We start from the raw sequence: 14,227 nt of genomic DNA on the forward strand, positions 1-14,227 counted from the left end.
CCCCTCGGCATAGGATCGTGGAGACGTCGATCTTGGCCCGTCCCGGCAGGGAAGGCCGGAGGGCCGAGCCGGTGGGCCATGGCGGACACGACGCAGCATCCGGACCGTGCGAGGAGAGAATGGCTCCGACCACCCGACTCGCTGGAGCGCCATGAACACGGCCCGCTCGACGCACGTCACGGAGCCTGACGGCTCCGACAAACGGGCGCGCGCTCTGGCCAGACTCGCCCTGCTGTGTGTGGCGGGTGCCGTCGCGTCCGTGGCGGCGGGCGCGGACCGACTGCTGATTCTGCTGCTGGGCCTGGGCGGGCTGGGAGTGGCCGGCGCTGGCCTGTGGTGGGCGCTCGCGCACCGGGGGCTGGCGCGTGTGTGCGGCGCTCTGCTGGCCGTGGGTGCTCCGGTGGGCGTGCTCGTCCTGTACGCCGTCTCTGGTCTGTGGGTCGTCGCGGTGGCGGCACTGGGGGCGTGGATGGCGGCGCTGGCCTGCGCCAGAAGTGCGTTGCGCCGTCGGCGCAGGCCGCACGGCATGCGCTCGCGTTCAGCCCGGCCGCCCGGCCGACCGGTGCTGATCATGAATCCGCGTTCCGGGGGCGGCAAGGTCGGCGAGCACAAACTGGTGGAGCGGGCGGAAGCGCTCGGCGCCCGCGTCATTCTGCTCGACCTCGACACCCGCCCCGATCCGGCGGCGCTCGCCCGCCAAGCCGTCGCGGACGGCGCTGATCTGCTCGGGGTGGCCGGCGGCGACGGCACGCAGGCCCTGGTGGCGGAGGTGGCCGCCGCACACGACGTACCGTTCATGGTCCTGGCCGCCGGGACCCGCAACCACTTCGCGATGGACCTGGGCCTGGACCGCGCCGACCCCGCCGCCGGCCTCGACGCGCTGTCCGACGGTGTGGAACTCCGCGTGGATCTGGGCGACGTGGCCGGGCTGCCGTTCGTCAACACGGTCTCCTTCGGGGCGTACGCCGAGATCGTGCAGAGCCCCGACTACCGCGACGCCAAGGCGATCACCGTCCTCGACCAGCTGCCGGACCTGCTGCTCGGCGAGGCAGCGGCGCAGCTGGAGGCCCAGGCCGATGGGGAGCGACTACCGGTTCCGCAGGCCTTGCTGGTGAGCAACAACCCCTACGCGCGGGCCGACCCGCTCGGCGCCGGGCGCAGAGAACGCCTCGACGCCGGCCGGCTCGGAGTGCTCGCCGTCCGGATCGAGGGTGCCGCCCAGGCCGCCGAACTGGCGTTGCGGGGCGAACGGGCCAGCGGCATCACCTCGCTGACGGCACGTCAGGTGACCGTCACGGCCGACACCGACCTCATCGCCGTGGCCGTCGACGGTGAGGCGCTGACCCTGCCCCCGCCGGTCGTGTGCGCGGTCCGCCCCGGTGTCCTGCGGGTCCGGGTGCCCCGGCACCGGCCCGGCGCGTCCTACACGGCTCCGTCCGTGGACTGGCGGCGCATCGTCCACCTCGCCCTCGACCGAACTCCCCCATCCACCCGCACGACGCAGGAGCAGAGTGATGTCTGACCGCCCGCAGCGCCATGACGGCGCCCCCCGAGCGCTGTTGCGTGATCTCGCCGCCCTCGACCAGGCGCTGTACGAGGCAGTGAAGATCACCGACACTCCGACCCTGGACCACGCCCTGCGACGGCTGTCCGCGGCGGCGGACCACTCCAAGATCTCGTTCGCGGTCGCCGGGCTGCTGGCGCTGTGCCCCGGCCGTCCCCGCCGTGCCGCGGCCCTGGGCGTCGCGGCCATCGGGGTGGCCTCGGCCGGGGCGAACCTGCTCGGCAAGAAGCTGGTACGCCGGCCCCGGCCCCATCGGGCCGAGGACTCGCCCTTCCCCGGGCGGCACGTGCCCATGCCCGCCTCCGCCTCCTTCCCCTCCGGCCACACCGCCTCGGCCGTCGCCTTCGCGGCCGCCGTGGGCCCCGCTCTCCCCGCCGCCACGCTTCCGCTGGGTCTGCTCGCCTGTGCCGTCGGCTACTCCCGTGTCCACACCGGTGTGCACTATCCGGGCGACGTGATCGCGGGCGCCGTGCTCGGCACCGGCGCGGCGGCCGTCATCCTCGCCGCGTCCGGCTGGGACCGTCCTCGCCGGCTCCGGCTGCCCTGATTCCGGCGCAGGCGGGCCATTGCACTCTGCCTCACACCCCGTCGACGTCGCGCAGTTGGGCGCGGGCGGTGATGCCGAGCTTGGGGAAGATCTTGTGCAGGTGGAAGCCGATGGTGCGCGGTGAGAGGTAGAGCCGCGCACCGATCTCGCGGTTGGTGAGGCCCTCGGCCGCCAGCCGGGCGATCTGCAGCTCTTGGGGCGTCAGGTCGGCGACGACGTCGGGTGCGGCGGCCGGCGTCGCGGTCACGCCCGCGGCGCGGAGTTCCACCGTCGCCCGCTCGGTCCAGGGGCGTGCGCCCAGTCGTTCGAAGGTCTCAAGGGCGGTGACCAGCAGGGGACGTGCCTCGGCGGTGCGTCGGCGGCGGCGCAGCCACTCGGCGAAGTCGAGGTGGGCCAGGGCGTGTTCGAAGGGCCAGCTCGCGGCGGCGGCGCCGGTCGCCGCGCGGAAGTGCGGCTCGGCGGCCTCGGGCGCGCTCAGCAGGGCCCGGGCGCGGTGCACGATCGCGGCGAGCCGGGCGGAGCGCGGCCGTTCAAGGGCGCGCTCCGCCGCGTCGAGCACAGTGCGGGCATCGTCCGTCCGGCCGGCGCGGACGGCCGCGGCGGCGAGATCGGCGAGGTAATACAGGGAGGCGTGGTGGTGGACGGGGGCCGGGCGGTCTTCGTCGGTGAAGGTACGGCGCAGCTGGCCGTACGCCGTCTCGTGGTCGCCCTCCGCCAGGGCTGCCAGCGCGAGCGCGTGCCGGTGACGTACGTACAGGCTGCGGGCCTTGCGCAGGTCCCGGCCGCGGACGGCGTCCCGCACCTGGGCGCGCGCACCGTCGTGGTCGCCACGGGCGGCTCGTACGGTGGCCTGGAGCAGCGGTGATCCGACGCTGACGTTGTCGGCGCCCGCCTCCGTCGCCGTCCAGAAGGCGTTCTCGGCGGCTCCCAGGGCCGCGTCCCATGCTCCGCTCTCGAAGTAGGCGAGCGCCAGAGCCTGTGCGACGGTGCAGTTGACGCCTGCGGTGGCGGCCTGTCGCAGGTGGTCCATGGCCTGGCCGAGGAGACGGACGGCTTCGTCGGTCTCGTCCAGGATCCAGGCCGCGCCGCCGAGCGTGACGAGTCCGGACAGCGTGCGGTCCGAGTCGTCCGGCAGGATGTCGACCGCGTGGGCGAGGTTCTTCAGCGCCTGGGGCCGGTCCGTGAACGGATGGGCCGCCGCCCGCGGCCAGACCCGGTCGCTCTCGTTCGGCTGCGGTGCGATCAGGCCGTCGATCCGCTGGATCTCGTGCCGGTAGCGCGGATCGCCCGAGTTGTACGCCGGGGCAGCGGCCGTTCCCAGGGCGCTCAGGGCGAGGGCCGGTGCCGGGACGGCCATCGATTCGGCCACCGGGAGCAGATGGGCCACGGCGTCGTCGTGCCGCAGCGTCACCGCGAGGGACCAGCCGGCGCGCAGGGAGGCCTCGGCGAGGAGTTGGGGGTCGTCGGTCAGCGTGGTCACGCGGCCCGCGATCTCCCCCACCCACTGCGGATGCCCCGCGTACATGGCCGACTCGGCCGCGGCGAGCAGACGGCGGGCGCGTTCCGGCGGGTCGGGGGTGAGTTCCGCGGCGCGTTCCAGGGCGGTCGCCGCGGCGGCGTGTCCGCCGCGGTGCCGGAAGCGTCGCGCGCTCTCGGCCAGCACGCGGGCGATGTCCTCGTCCGGGCCGAGGGCGGCCGCGGCGAGGTGCCAGGCGCGGCGGTCGGGTTCGTCGGCGAGGGCGGCGGCGAGGGTGAGGTGGGCTTCGCGGCGTTCGGCGAAGGAGACGGCCTGGAGGACGGCGGAGCGCACGAGGGGGTGGCGCAGCCGTACCTGGCCCCCCTCGACACGCACCAGCCCCGCCTGCTCGGCGGGTTCCCACACTTCCGGTCCGCCCACGTCCGGGAGGTCCGTCATTTGTGCGGTGCCCGCGGCCGCCGCCAGCAGCAGGGCTCGTCGGGTCGCCGGTGGCAGTGCGGGGAGGTCGGCGGCGAACAGGCGCTCGAGACGGGCGGTCAGAGGCAGCGAGTCGGCGGCGGCGAGGTCGCGGCCGCCCGGGTCCCTGGCGAAGGCTCGGGTGAGCTCGATCAGGGCGAGGGGATTTCCCGCCGCCTGCTCGATGATCCGCGCGCGTATCCGGCCGCGCGGTGGCGTCGGCTGCGCGTCCAGCAACAGCCCGGCGGCGGCCCGGTCCAGCGGACCGGCGGTCAGATGCGGGAAGTCCCGGTCGAAGCGGGCCGGCACGGCTTCGTCGCGTGCCGCCAGCAGCAGGGCGGCGTGTTCCCCGTCAAGTCGCCGGGCTACGAAGGCCAGTACGTCCAGTGAGCTCACGTCCAGCCACTGGGCGTCGTCGACGGCGATCAGGAGGGGGCGCTGCCGTGAGGTCTCCAGGAGCAGCGTCAGCACCGCGGCCCTGATCGACAGCGGGTCGGACGCGGTCGTCGCGTCGGCCGTCTCCATGGCCAGCGCGTGGCACAGGGCATCGCGCTGACGGGCGGGAAGCCGCTCGATTCCGCCCAGCACGGGATTCAGCAGCTGATGCATCCCGGCGAAGCCGAGATCCTGCTCCCCCTCGCAGCCCCGGACCCGCAGCACACGCAGGCCGCGCTCGGTGGCCCGCGCGGCGGCCCGGTCCATCAGGGTGCTCTTTCCGGCTCCGGGCTCTCCGGTGAGCACGAGCACGCGGGGACCGTCGCCGTCGAGCGCGTCGATCAGGTGCGTGATCCGTGACAGTTCACGGTCCCGGCCCAGGAGCAAGGGGGTGTGCTCCTGCCCGGCCTCGACGTCACCGAGGCCGCCCGAGCCACCGAATTCCATGAAGTACCGCTCCCACCCGCCGCCGTTCACGTCTCATTTTGCCAGCTCGGTGTCGCACGACCGGTCACATGACAGAAGCGCCGGCCGTCTCCTGGCTGACAGCATCCGATCATCGGGCGCGTCGCGGAGGACTGCCCGGATCGCCGACGGTGCCGGTCCGGGAACGTGGGCGGACGTCCGGCAGCCGGCCCGACGGAGGGCCGCATCGCGGGGACGGCGACGCGGATCGACCGCCCGGCCTCTCCTGGTGTGCGGTGCTGGACCGCTACCGGTGCACTGGTACCGGGGCACCGGCACGCGACCGCCGCCGAACGCCTGATTCCGGCGCCGTGATCGAGGCGCCCGCAGCACTCGTCAAGAACCTGAGGAGAACGACATGTCTGACGCCGTGGAACCGGTCCAGCCGGTGCTGGAGCCGGCGGCAGCCGCCTTCGCGGAGGCGACCGCGAACCCGCCGTACCTCTTCGACCTGGGCCCGGTCGAGGGCCGCAAGGCGGTCGACGAGGTGCAGTCCGGGGAGATCACCAAGCCCGCGATCGACGAGGAATGGATCACCGTGCCCGGCGGGCCCACCGGCAGCGTCCGCACCCGCATCGTCCGCCCCGCAGGCGCCCAGGGCACCCTCCCCGTGATCCTCTACATCCACGGCGCCGGCTGGGTCTTCGGCAACGCCCACACCCACGACCGCCTCGTCCGCGAACTCGCCACCGGCGCGAATGCCGCGGTCGTCTTCCCCGAGTACGACCTCTCGCCCGAGGCCCGCTACCCGGTCGCCATCGAGCAGAACTACACCGTGGCCCAGTGGATCGTGCAGGAAGGCGCCGCCAACAACCTGGACGCCACCCGCATCGCCGTCGCCGGGGACTCCGTGGGCGGCAACATGAGCGCCGCGCTCACCCTGATGGCCAAGCAGCGCGGCGACGTCCCGCTGGTCCAGCAGGTGCTGTTCTACCCGGTCACCGACGCCGCCTTCGACACCGGCTCCTACCACCAGTTCGCCGAGGGCTACTTCCTGCGCCGCGACGCCATGCAGTGGTTCTGGGACCAGTACACCACCGACGAAGCCGACCGCGCCCAGATCACCGCCTCCCCGCTGCGCGCCACCACCGAGCAGCTCACCGGCCTGCCCCCGGCCCTCATCATCACCGGCGAGGCCGACGTCCTGCGCGACGAGGGCGAGGCCTACGCCAACCACCTCCGCACCGCAGGCGTCCCCGTCACCGCCGTCCGCTACCAGGGCATCATCCACGACTTCGTCATGCTCAACGCCCTGCGCGACACCCACGCCGCCCACGCCGCGATCAACCAGGCCATCACCACCCTGCGCACCGCGCTGCACGGCTGATCCGACAAGGAGATCCCCATATGTCCACCACTCCCACCGTTCTGCTCGTGCACGGCGCCTTCGCGGACGCCGGCAGCTGGGCCGGGGTCGTCGAAGAGCTCCAGAGCGACGGCATCCCCGTGATCGCGCCGCCCAACCCGCTGCGCGGCCTCGCGTCGGACGCCGCCTACGTCGCCTCCCTGGCCTCCCAGATCGACGGCCCGGTCGTCCTCGTCGGGCACTCTTACGGCGGCGCGGTCATCACCGTGGCCGGTGCCGCGGAGAACGTGGTCGGCCTGGTCTACGTGGCGGCCTACGTCCTCCAAGAGGGCGAGAGCCTCGGCGAGTTGCAGGGGCGCTTCCCGCTCTCCCCGCTCGTGAGCAACCTCAAGCAGTGGACGTACCCGGTGCCGGACGGCGACCCGGCCGTCGAGGTCACCATCGCCGAGGACGCCTTCCCGGCGGTGTTCGCCGCCGATGTGCCCGCGGAGGTCACCAAGGTTCTCGCGGCGACCCAACGCCCTCTGGCCGCAGGGGCGTTCGAGGAGACGGCGCCCGTGGCCGCGTGGCAGACCAAGCCGTCCTGGGCGCTGGTCGCCGGCGCGGACGAGGCGATCAATCCCGAGGTCGAGCGTTTCGGCGCCAAGCGGGCCGGGGCCACGATCGTCGAGGCGGAGGGCGCTTCGCACGCCGTGGCGGTCTCGCGGCCCAAGGAGGTCGCCGACCTGATCCGTGAGGCGGTCCGCGCGACGCGCTGACGGCACGCGGACCGAGCGGCGCGGCCGGACATCCTCACGGTGTCCGGCCGCGCCGCTCTCACTGCCCCCGGGGGCGGTCGTCATCGAGAGCCGAGACGTCGGCTTTCAGCGGCGTTCGGGCAGGTCCGACTCGGCCGGCAACTGGGACGGCGCGAACTTCGCGGCCGGCTTCTTGCCGCAGAACGCGGCCTCGAGGGTGCCGCCGAGCGCGGTGTTCGCGGATCCCTTGTTGGAGGTGTTGGCCATCGCGGAGAGGCTGCGCCGGCCGTCGGCGGTCGCGAAGGCGTAGGTGTAGAACCCCTGCACGGTGCCGGTGTGGCCGTAGATCCGCGTGCCGCAGGACAGGTCGTAGCGGCGCAGACCGAGGCCGTAGAAGCGGGTGTTGGTGGTGTCGGTCGGCGTGACGGTGGTCATCGCCTCCAGCATCCGCGGCGACAGCAGCCTGCCCCGCATCAGCGCGGTCACGAAGGTGTTCAGGTCCGCCGGGCTGGAGATGACCGCCCCGGCCGACTGCGCCCAGGAGACCGTCTGCTCGGTGGAGTCCACCAGCGGCGCACCGGCCTCGTCGGGGTGCAGATAGCCGTGCGCGTGGAGCCCCGCGATGCGGACGTCGGGGTGCACGTACGAGGTGTTGCGCAGCCCGAGCGGCCCGAAGATGCGGCGCTGGTACTCCTTGGCGACCGACTCCCCGGTGACCTTCTCGATGAGCATGCCTACTACCACGAAGTTCGTGTTGGAGTACTTGTAAGCGACGCCGGGCTCGGTGGTGCGGGGCTCGCTCAGCGAGAGGTCCACCAGTTCCTGGTAGCTGAAGACCCGATTGCGTACGGCCTCGAAGCCGGGCACGGTGTGCTCGAACATCGCGTCGGTGTAGTCCGCGAGCCCGCTGCGGTGGGTCAGGAGGTGCCGCACTGTGATGCGGTCGTCGGGCAGCAGTCCGGGAAGGTACCGGTTCACCGGCGCGTCGAGCTCCAGCTTCCGCTCCTGGACGAGTTGGAGCAGCACCACGCTGGAGAAGGTCTTGCTGACGCTGCCGATACGGAAGCGTGCGCGGATGTCCATGGCGGCGCCCGACTCCCGGTCGCGCACTCCCACGGTCCGGGCCTGGACACCGTCGGGGCCGGTGAACCGGGCCATCGCTCCCGGCGCGCCCTCGGCCAGGGCGGCGTTCAGCGCGGCGACCACCCCTTCCATGTCGGGTGCGGGCGTGGTCGCCTTGGTGGCACCGGGAACGGCGGGCGCGGCGTGGGCGGTGGTGGCGGGGACGACACCGGCGGCGAGCGCGGCGATCAGGGTGGCGCCCGCGGCCAGCCGCCGGCGGTTGTTCAGGGTCACGTCAGTTCCTCGGCTCGAAGAGTGGGGCACAGCAGGCGGGAGCGGTCCGCCGGCTCAGGGGCACTGTCGGATCTGCTGCTTCCAGACCTCCGGGCTGCCGGTTTCCAGGTACCAGTCGTTGACGAAGCCGCCGTAGCTGTTGCCGACCTCGACCCACATCCAGTACCGGTAGTTCGGGTTGTCCGCCGCCCCGTCGCCCAGCGTCCAGCAGGTGAGGCCGACCTGGTTGCCGTTGTAGAGGCGGCTGTACGCCTGGGCGATCGGGCCGTACTGGTAGCCCGGGCCGGTGCGCACCTGGAGCCAGGAGCCCGGGTCGATCCCGGTGACCTTGGTGCAGGGGATCGTGGAACCGGACATCTGGCACGGGTAGGTCGCGGCGTTCGCCGGAGTGGCCGTGCCCATCAGTGTCGCGGCGGTCGCGAAGGCGGCCGCGAAACCGAGGATCTTTCGGCGTACGGAGTTCATGGGTTCCCCCTCGTCGAGGTCAGGGTCTTCAGCACCGGGATCCGCTGCTGCCACACGGCGGGGTCGCCGGAGTCCCGTTCCTCATGCGTGTCTGCGCGGGGGCACAGCGATGTGCGCGGTTGGTCAGCCGCCCACCGTCCCCCGTGGTCGGACACAGTCTGTTCAAAGCGGGCGGCACGGCCCAGCATTTCGAGCAGCTTCAAAACGTGTCCCGATCCCCGTCTTTGCTCGGGTTGTTCGAAACCTTTGCTCAGGCCCGTGCGTCCCAAGGGGTGCTGGTACGTCAATGGGGGGTGTTCATGGCCCGGTTCTCCGAGTTGTGTCTGGGGCCGCTGGAATCAGTGCCGGTCTCGGTCGTGGCGCAGCCCGGCGTCACCTTGATGTCGCTCGTCGCGGACGCGCTGGGCGGACGTACCCAGGGGGTGCACCCCACGTGGCGGCGCGCGCTGCGCTCGGCGGTGCCCGAGGGGGCGGAGGCGGTGCTGCGGCCGCTGTTCACCCGTGAGTACTCGATGGTTCCCGACTGCCTCACCCCCACGGCACCCCTGTGGGAGACCGATCTCTCGGTCCAGCTGGACCGTCTGGCGGAGGTCTCGCCCCATCTGCTGCTGCGGGAGCTGGAGTCGGACTTCGGGGGGACGGTCCCTCGGCAGTGGCAGTCGGTCGTCGACCGGCCGAAGGCCTTCATCCACGCGTACGCGGCCATTCTCAGCGCCGTGTGGGAGGCTTTCGGGCCGGTCTGGGCGCGGGCCGGCGCCCTGCTGGCCCGGGAGACCGAGCGGGTGGGTGTGGCGGTCGTCAGCAACGCCCTGCCGCTCGTCATGAGCGGGCTCGGGCCCAAGATCCGCTTTTCCGGGCAGACCCTGTACGTGCCCGATCCGCACCCCGAGACATTCGAGCGGGGTGCCCGCCGTGTGGTGCTGGTGCCCATCGTGTCGGGCAACGGTGCCTCGGTCTTCAGCTTCGACCGTTCCGACGCCGTGTGGTTCGGCTATCCCGTGCCCGGCCTGAACACGCTGTGGACCGCTCGGGAGGCCACCACCCAAAGGGACCCGCTCAAGCTCGTGGTGGGTTCCCTGCGGGCGGGGATCCTGCGCGAGCTCGTCCGCCCCTGCACCATGGGCTCCCTGGCCTCCGCGCTCAACTGCACGCCGGCGACCGTGACCTACCACTGCGGTCAGCTGGAGGCGGCCGGTCTCCTCAGCCGGGAGCGGCGAGGGCAGCATGTGGTGGCCCGGCGTACGACGTCAGGTGCGACACTCGTCCACTTGCTGTCGAGCTGAGCCCGCACGCGGCGAGCGCCACCCTGACATCCGTCAGGACCGCCGCCCCCACTCCCCTTCCTAAGGTTCGAGTCGTCTTCCAGGCCCCGGCCGTGCTGCGGGGCACCCTCCACAGACAGGAAGAGACGGCTTTCATGCGCCTTGACAGTGTCCGCATCACGCTGAAAAAGGGTGTCCACGTCGAAAGGCATCACATGCCCCGAATTCTGCACGGCACCGACGCGCTCGCCCTCGCACCGGCCAACTCGATCAATCCCAGGGAGCACAACCTGTGAAGCGCCCTCTTCTCGCTGTCGCCGCCGCGCTCCTGCTGATCGGCGGCGTGGCAGGCTCCGCCGCCGCGGATGCCCCGGCCGGGCAGCCGGTGCGCCCCGCCGCCGCGTCCGTCGAGGTGCCCTCCGGTGTCAGCGCCGGGGTCGCCGTCTTCGACCGGCAGACCGGCACCTTCACCGAGCAGCTCAACTCGAGCACCCGCTTCCGGTCCGCCTCGATCGTCAAGCTGCTGATGGCGCTGGACTACCTGTGGGACCGAGGCCCCGACTACACCGTGCCCGCCGCCGACCGGGCATGGCTGGAGCCGATGCTGCGCAGCAGCAACGACAGCGCCGCCAACAACTACTGGTCGGACCACGGCGGTACGGCGATCATCACCCGCATGGTGAAGAACCTCGAGCTCAAGGACACGGCGGTGCCGCCCGCCGGGAAGGAGGGCTTCTGGGGCTACACCGCCCTCTCCGCGCGCGACACGGTGACGATCTACCGCTACCTCCTGGACTCGGCGCCCGCCCCGGTGCGCACCTTCGTGATGGACAACCTGCGTCAGTCCACCCGCTGCGCCTCCGACAAGTTCGACCAGCACTTCGGTATCGCCGGGGCGTTCTCGAAGCCGTGGGCGGTGAAGCAGGGTTGGTCGGGAGCCTCCTTCGAGAAGGGCACCTGCGGCACGGCGAGCACCGCGTCCGCGTCCGCGGCCGGTACGTCGAGCCCGGCTCCGGCCGCCGCGGACGTGGACGTGGACCTGGACCGGCCCGCACTGCACAGCACCGGCACCGTGGGCGCCGGTGACCGGTCCATCGTGGCCGTGTTCACCCTGCATCAAGTCGGCACGTCGTACGGGAAGGCGTACACGGACATCGGCCGGCTGACCCGCTCCCTGAACGTTCCCGGCGCCACCCGGCCCGCGGGATGGTGGTACGGCACATGGAGCGACCATGTGAACGTCCGGCCCAACCCGAACACGGGCAACACTGCCATCACCCAACTCCCCGCAGGCGTCGAGGTGTTGGTGGGCTGCCAGGCGAGGGGCGAGAAGGTCGACGTACCGCCGTACAGCAATGACTGGTGGGCGTACCTCCCCCAGTACAACGGCTGGATCTCGAACATCTACATCAACTCGCCCGACAACAAGATGCCCGACGTCAAGGACTGCTGAACGGCCTTGAGCGACAGCTCCGCTTCCTCACCCTCCGTACGCGGCGAGGTAGCGGAGCACCTTGTCGACATGGGGCCGCACGCGTTCGGGGACGCCGCCCTCGGTGATGACCGTGCGGTCGCTGGTTCGGTAGCCGGCCGCCATCAGCGCGGGAAGGTCCTTGGCCGGCATCTCCTCCTTCTTGAACTGCTGGTCGAGCCAGCACACGTACAGCGACATCGTGGAGATCGCGTCCGGGGGCGACATGTAGTCCTTGTCGCCGTCGCCGTCACCGTCGACCGCCCAGGCCCGGAACACCGACGGCGTCCACATGGCGATACCGAACTCCTCGCTCTTCGGGCGGGACGCGTCCGCGTCGAAACCGCTCTCCGCCTTGATCATGGCGGCGAGGAACGCGGGCGTGACCTCCGCGTCGGTGCAGCGGTGGGCGGCCTTCACGATGATCGGTCGCAGTGCCTTGGGTACGTCGGAGTCCTCCGGGATCTCCCCGGCGGCCGGACTGTGGGCGCCGGTGACGACGGTCGCCGTACTGCGCCCCTGATCGTCATCGTCGTTTCCCGCGCCTCCGCCGCCCCCGAGCAGCGCGGCCCCGCCGATGGCGGCGGCCGACAGGGCGGCCAGCGCCACGGCGGCGACCGGCAGCAGGCGGCGCCGTCGACGCGGGGTCGCCAGCTGCTCGATGCGGGCGGACAGGCTCGCGGCGGTGTGGCGCGCTCGGCCGGCGTGGTCGGGTGCCAGGCAGTCCTCGATGAGTCGGCGCCAGTTCTCCTCGAGTCCGGCGTCCAGACGCAGCGGCGCGGTGCCCCGGGCGTAGGCCTGCGCGGCGAGCGAGCGGGCGCGGGCGGTGGCGCCGGGGAACGGGTGGAGGCCACCGGTGAGCACCTGGTGGGCCAGGATGCCGAAGGCCCAGATGTCGGCGGTCGGCCGCACCATCGTCCCGTCCGCCCCCGTGCGCTGGGACCACCACTCGGGCGGCACATGATCGAGGGTGCCGAGCGGCGGCACATAGGCGTGGGTGCCCTCGAGTTCGGTGGCCAGACCGAAGTCGGCGAGCCAGACCGCGCCGTCCGCGCCCAGCAGCACGTTGGCGGGCTTGAGGTCGCCGTGCACCCAACCGGCCCCGTGCATATGGGAAAGGCCCGCGGCGACGCCGCGCAGCACCCGCACGGCATCCGGGATCGGACGCCCTGTCGCGGCAGCGTCCAGCGCCTGACGCACACTGGCCTCGGCGCGGTCCATGACGAGCGCGATGGCACCGTCCAGCGCGGGCAGGTCCGGCGCGTCCACGGTGCACACGGCATGCGTCCGTACGAGGTGGGGGTGGTCCGCCTCCTCGCTGAACCGCACCTCGCGCGCGACCAGTTCGCCGAGCGCGGCGCGCTGACCGGGTGCCAGGGCGCCGGTCGGCAGCACCTTCACCGCCACGATCGTGCCGTCGGCGACCGCGCGGGCCTCGTACACGGTCCCCCAGCCGCCCGACCCGATGACGGCGTCCAACTCCCAGCCCTCGATACGGAAACCCGCCGGCAGTCGCGGCGTTTCGAGAGCGCCCTCTTCGGCACCTGACGAGCTCATGCGCCGCTCTCCTGCGGGACGGGCCGTCTGCGGGACGGCAACAGGGCGAGGTGTTCCTCGCGCACCAGGCCGAAGCGCAGGGCGAGGGAGGCCAGCCGGGCGCGCTTGGCGCCGGTGCGGCCGTTGCCGTCCGCCCCGGGCTCCTCACCGACGTCCAGGCGCAGTTTGGCGAAGGCCAGATAGTCGATGTGGTAGTTCACCGCTGAACGGGTCAGACCACGACAGCTCTCCAGCGGGCGAAGCCGCTCCGCGATGTCCCCCGCGCCCGGCAGCGCGCCGTCCGAGGGATCGCGCAGGCGCGGCTCGCACAGGGCCACGAGGACGAGGAAGTACTTCGCCGTGACATCGAGCGCGTAGGGATGCACGGTCAACTCCCCCGCGCCGGGCGAGGATCGCTTGTCCAGATAGGCGTGCTGCGGGGCGAACACCTTGAAGTCGACGGTCCCGCTCATCGCGGGCAGGACGACTCGGGAGAACTCGAAGGGCACCGGCGCCCCCAGCCGACCAGGGGCGACGGTGATGTACTCGCCGGCACCCTCCAGGTTCTCGACCGCGTACGCGGTGTCACGGCTGAAGTTCGACAGCCGCCAGTAGTCCTCGGCCGCCTCCAGGCGCCCCGCCCGCCGGGAGATTCCGGGGTCGGGCAGGACGATGGCGACTTCCCGGCCGCCGGGCAGTCCGCGCCCGAAGTCGGCCACGTCGCCCGGCCCCATGCGCAGCAACTCGGGCCCGCCGACGTCGACTTCACCCGGGCGCGACGGCCCGGGCGGCTGCACGATGATTGTTTCCATACCGACTTTCCCCCGATGTGGTCGCCAGGATTGTAGAGGCGGTTCCGCTTTCCGCCGACCCGGCGTCTCCACGCGGGGCAGCAGGGAGCGTCTTTCGGTCACAGTCGCCACTTCGCCGCCTCGTCCGTCGCGGCCGACTCACCCCACAGAGCGGGCTTCTGGTCAAAAGCCGCAGAGGTGACATCGTTGTCCATGCCAGGCACCGCAAGCGGGCCGATTCCAGGGGTGAGAGCGCGAGGCACGCCCACTAGGACGATCGGCCGATCCTCTCGGTTCCCCGTGTGCGACGCGTTGTCGACGGGCACGGTGACCGGACGGCCGTGGACGGCCACGTTCTT

12 protein-coding genes are annotated in these 14,227 nt (G+C 72.2%); 7 read left to right on the forward strand and 5 right to left on the reverse strand.

Annotated elements, in window-relative coordinates; translation table 11 throughout:
• Positions 1-151: 151 nt before the first annotated feature.
• Positions 152-1,522, forward strand: a complete 1,371-nt coding sequence (locus tag OG381_RS05105) for a diacylglycerol/lipid kinase family protein (protein ID WP_327722385.1) — start codon at positions 152-154, stop codon at positions 1,520-1,522.
• Positions 1,515-2,111 (forward strand): phosphatase PAP2 family protein, encoded by a 597-nt coding sequence (locus OG381_RS05110; RefSeq protein ID WP_327714892.1) that lies wholly within the window; start codon positions 1,515-1,517, stop codon positions 2,109-2,111. Before OG381_RS05105 ends, OG381_RS05110 begins: the two co-directional genes overlap by 8 nt.
• A gap of 31 nt (positions 2,112-2,142) precedes the next feature.
• Here the strand turns inward: OG381_RS05110 and OG381_RS05115 are convergent, their stop codons facing one another.
• Entirely contained in the window at positions 2,143-4,956 is a 2,814-nt protein-coding gene (locus OG381_RS05115) for a helix-turn-helix transcriptional regulator (protein WP_327714893.1), read from the reverse strand.
• A 346-nt stretch (positions 4,957-5,302) separates the two neighbouring features.
• Between OG381_RS05115 and OG381_RS05120 the strand changes: the two genes are divergently transcribed.
• The gene (locus OG381_RS05120; protein WP_327714894.1) at positions 5,303-6,271 is read left to right on the forward strand and encodes an alpha/beta hydrolase; all 969 of its coding nucleotides are present in this window, start codon (positions 5,303-5,305) and stop codon (positions 6,269-6,271) included.
• Positions 6,272-6,291: 20 nt separating this feature from the next.
• Entirely contained in the window at positions 6,292-7,008 is a 717-nt protein-coding gene (locus OG381_RS05125) for an alpha/beta fold hydrolase (RefSeq protein WP_327714895.1), read from the forward strand.
• Positions 7,009-7,113: 105 nt separating this feature from the next.
• Here OG381_RS05125 and OG381_RS05130 read toward each other — a convergent pair whose 3' ends face one another.
• Positions 7,114-8,343, reverse strand: a complete 1,230-nt coding sequence (locus tag OG381_RS05130) for a serine hydrolase domain-containing protein (protein WP_327714896.1) — start codon at positions 8,341-8,343, stop codon at positions 7,114-7,116.
• A 54-nt stretch (positions 8,344-8,397) separates the two neighbouring features.
• The gene (locus OG381_RS05135) at positions 8,398-8,808 is read right to left on the reverse strand and encodes a hypothetical protein (RefSeq protein WP_327714897.1); all 411 of its coding nucleotides are present in this window, start codon (positions 8,806-8,808) and stop codon (positions 8,398-8,400) included.
• 299 nt (positions 8,809-9,107) lie between these two features.
• On the opposite strand from OG381_RS05135, the gene OG381_RS05140 reads away from it, so the two are divergent.
• From OG381_RS05140 to OG381_RS05150, 3 genes are all read left to right on the forward strand, one after another.
• Positions 9,108-10,091, forward strand: a complete 984-nt coding sequence (locus OG381_RS05140; protein ID WP_327714898.1) for an ArsR/SmtB family transcription factor — start codon at positions 9,108-9,110, stop codon at positions 10,089-10,091.
• A 134-nt stretch (positions 10,092-10,225) separates the two neighbouring features.
• Complete coding sequence (locus tag OG381_RS05145) at positions 10,226-10,366, forward strand: hypothetical protein (protein ID WP_327714899.1); 141 nt, start codon at positions 10,226-10,228, stop codon at positions 10,364-10,366.
• Complete coding sequence (locus OG381_RS05150) at positions 10,363-11,523, forward strand: hypothetical protein (RefSeq protein WP_327714900.1); 1,161 nt, start codon at positions 10,363-10,365, stop codon at positions 11,521-11,523. The genes OG381_RS05145 and OG381_RS05150 overlap by 4 nt, the downstream gene beginning before the upstream one ends.
• A 27-nt stretch (positions 11,524-11,550) precedes the next feature.
• Here the strand turns inward: OG381_RS05150 and OG381_RS05155 are convergent, their stop codons facing one another.
• Both OG381_RS05155 and OG381_RS05160 read right to left on the reverse strand, forming a co-directional pair.
• Positions 11,551-13,098: a serine/threonine-protein kinase gene (locus OG381_RS05155; protein WP_327714901.1), complete on the reverse strand. Its 1,548-nt coding sequence runs from the start codon at positions 13,096-13,098 to the stop codon at positions 11,551-11,553.
• Complete coding sequence (locus OG381_RS05160) at positions 13,095-13,889, reverse strand: serine/threonine protein kinase (protein ID WP_327714902.1); 795 nt, start codon at positions 13,887-13,889, stop codon at positions 13,095-13,097. The genes OG381_RS05155 and OG381_RS05160 overlap by 4 nt, the downstream gene beginning before the upstream one ends.
• Positions 13,890-14,227: the final 338 nt, after the last annotated feature.

The sequence above is a fragment of the Streptomyces sp. NBC_00490 genome, assembly GCF_036013645.1.
GTDB lineage: Bacteria > Actinomycetota > Actinomycetes > Streptomycetales > Streptomycetaceae > Streptomyces > Streptomyces canus_F.

Excerpts from the sequence above, each read along its gene's own strand:
- OG381_RS05145 (WP_327714899.1), top strand. The coding sequence starts at position 10,226 with ATGCGCCTTGACAGTGTCCGCATCACGCTGAAAAAGGGTGTCCACGTC.
- OG381_RS05135 (WP_327714897.1), bottom strand. The coding sequence starts at position 8,808 with ATGAACTCCGTACGCCGAAAGATCCTCGGTTTCGCGGCCGCCTTCGCG.
- OG381_RS05105 (WP_327722385.1), top strand. The coding sequence starts at position 152 with ATGAACACGGCCCGCTCGACGCACGTCACGGAGCCTGACGGCTCCGAC.
- OG381_RS05125 (WP_327714895.1), top strand. The coding sequence starts at position 6,292 with ATGTCCACCACTCCCACCGTTCTGCTCGTGCACGGCGCCTTCGCGGAC.
- OG381_RS05110 (WP_327714892.1), top strand. The coding sequence starts at position 1,515 with ATGTCTGACCGCCCGCAGCGCCATGACGGCGCCCCCCGAGCGCTGTTG.
- OG381_RS05120 (WP_327714894.1), top strand. The coding sequence starts at position 5,303 with ATGTCTGACGCCGTGGAACCGGTCCAGCCGGTGCTGGAGCCGGCGGCA.
- OG381_RS05160 (WP_327714902.1), bottom strand. The coding sequence starts at position 13,889 with ATGGAAACAATCATCGTGCAGCCGCCCGGGCCGTCGCGCCCGGGTGAA.
- OG381_RS05155 (WP_327714901.1), bottom strand. The coding sequence starts at position 13,098 with ATGAGCTCGTCAGGTGCCGAAGAGGGCGCTCTCGAAACGCCGCGACTG.
- OG381_RS05140 (WP_327714898.1), top strand. The coding sequence starts at position 9,108 with ATGGCCCGGTTCTCCGAGTTGTGTCTGGGGCCGCTGGAATCAGTGCCG.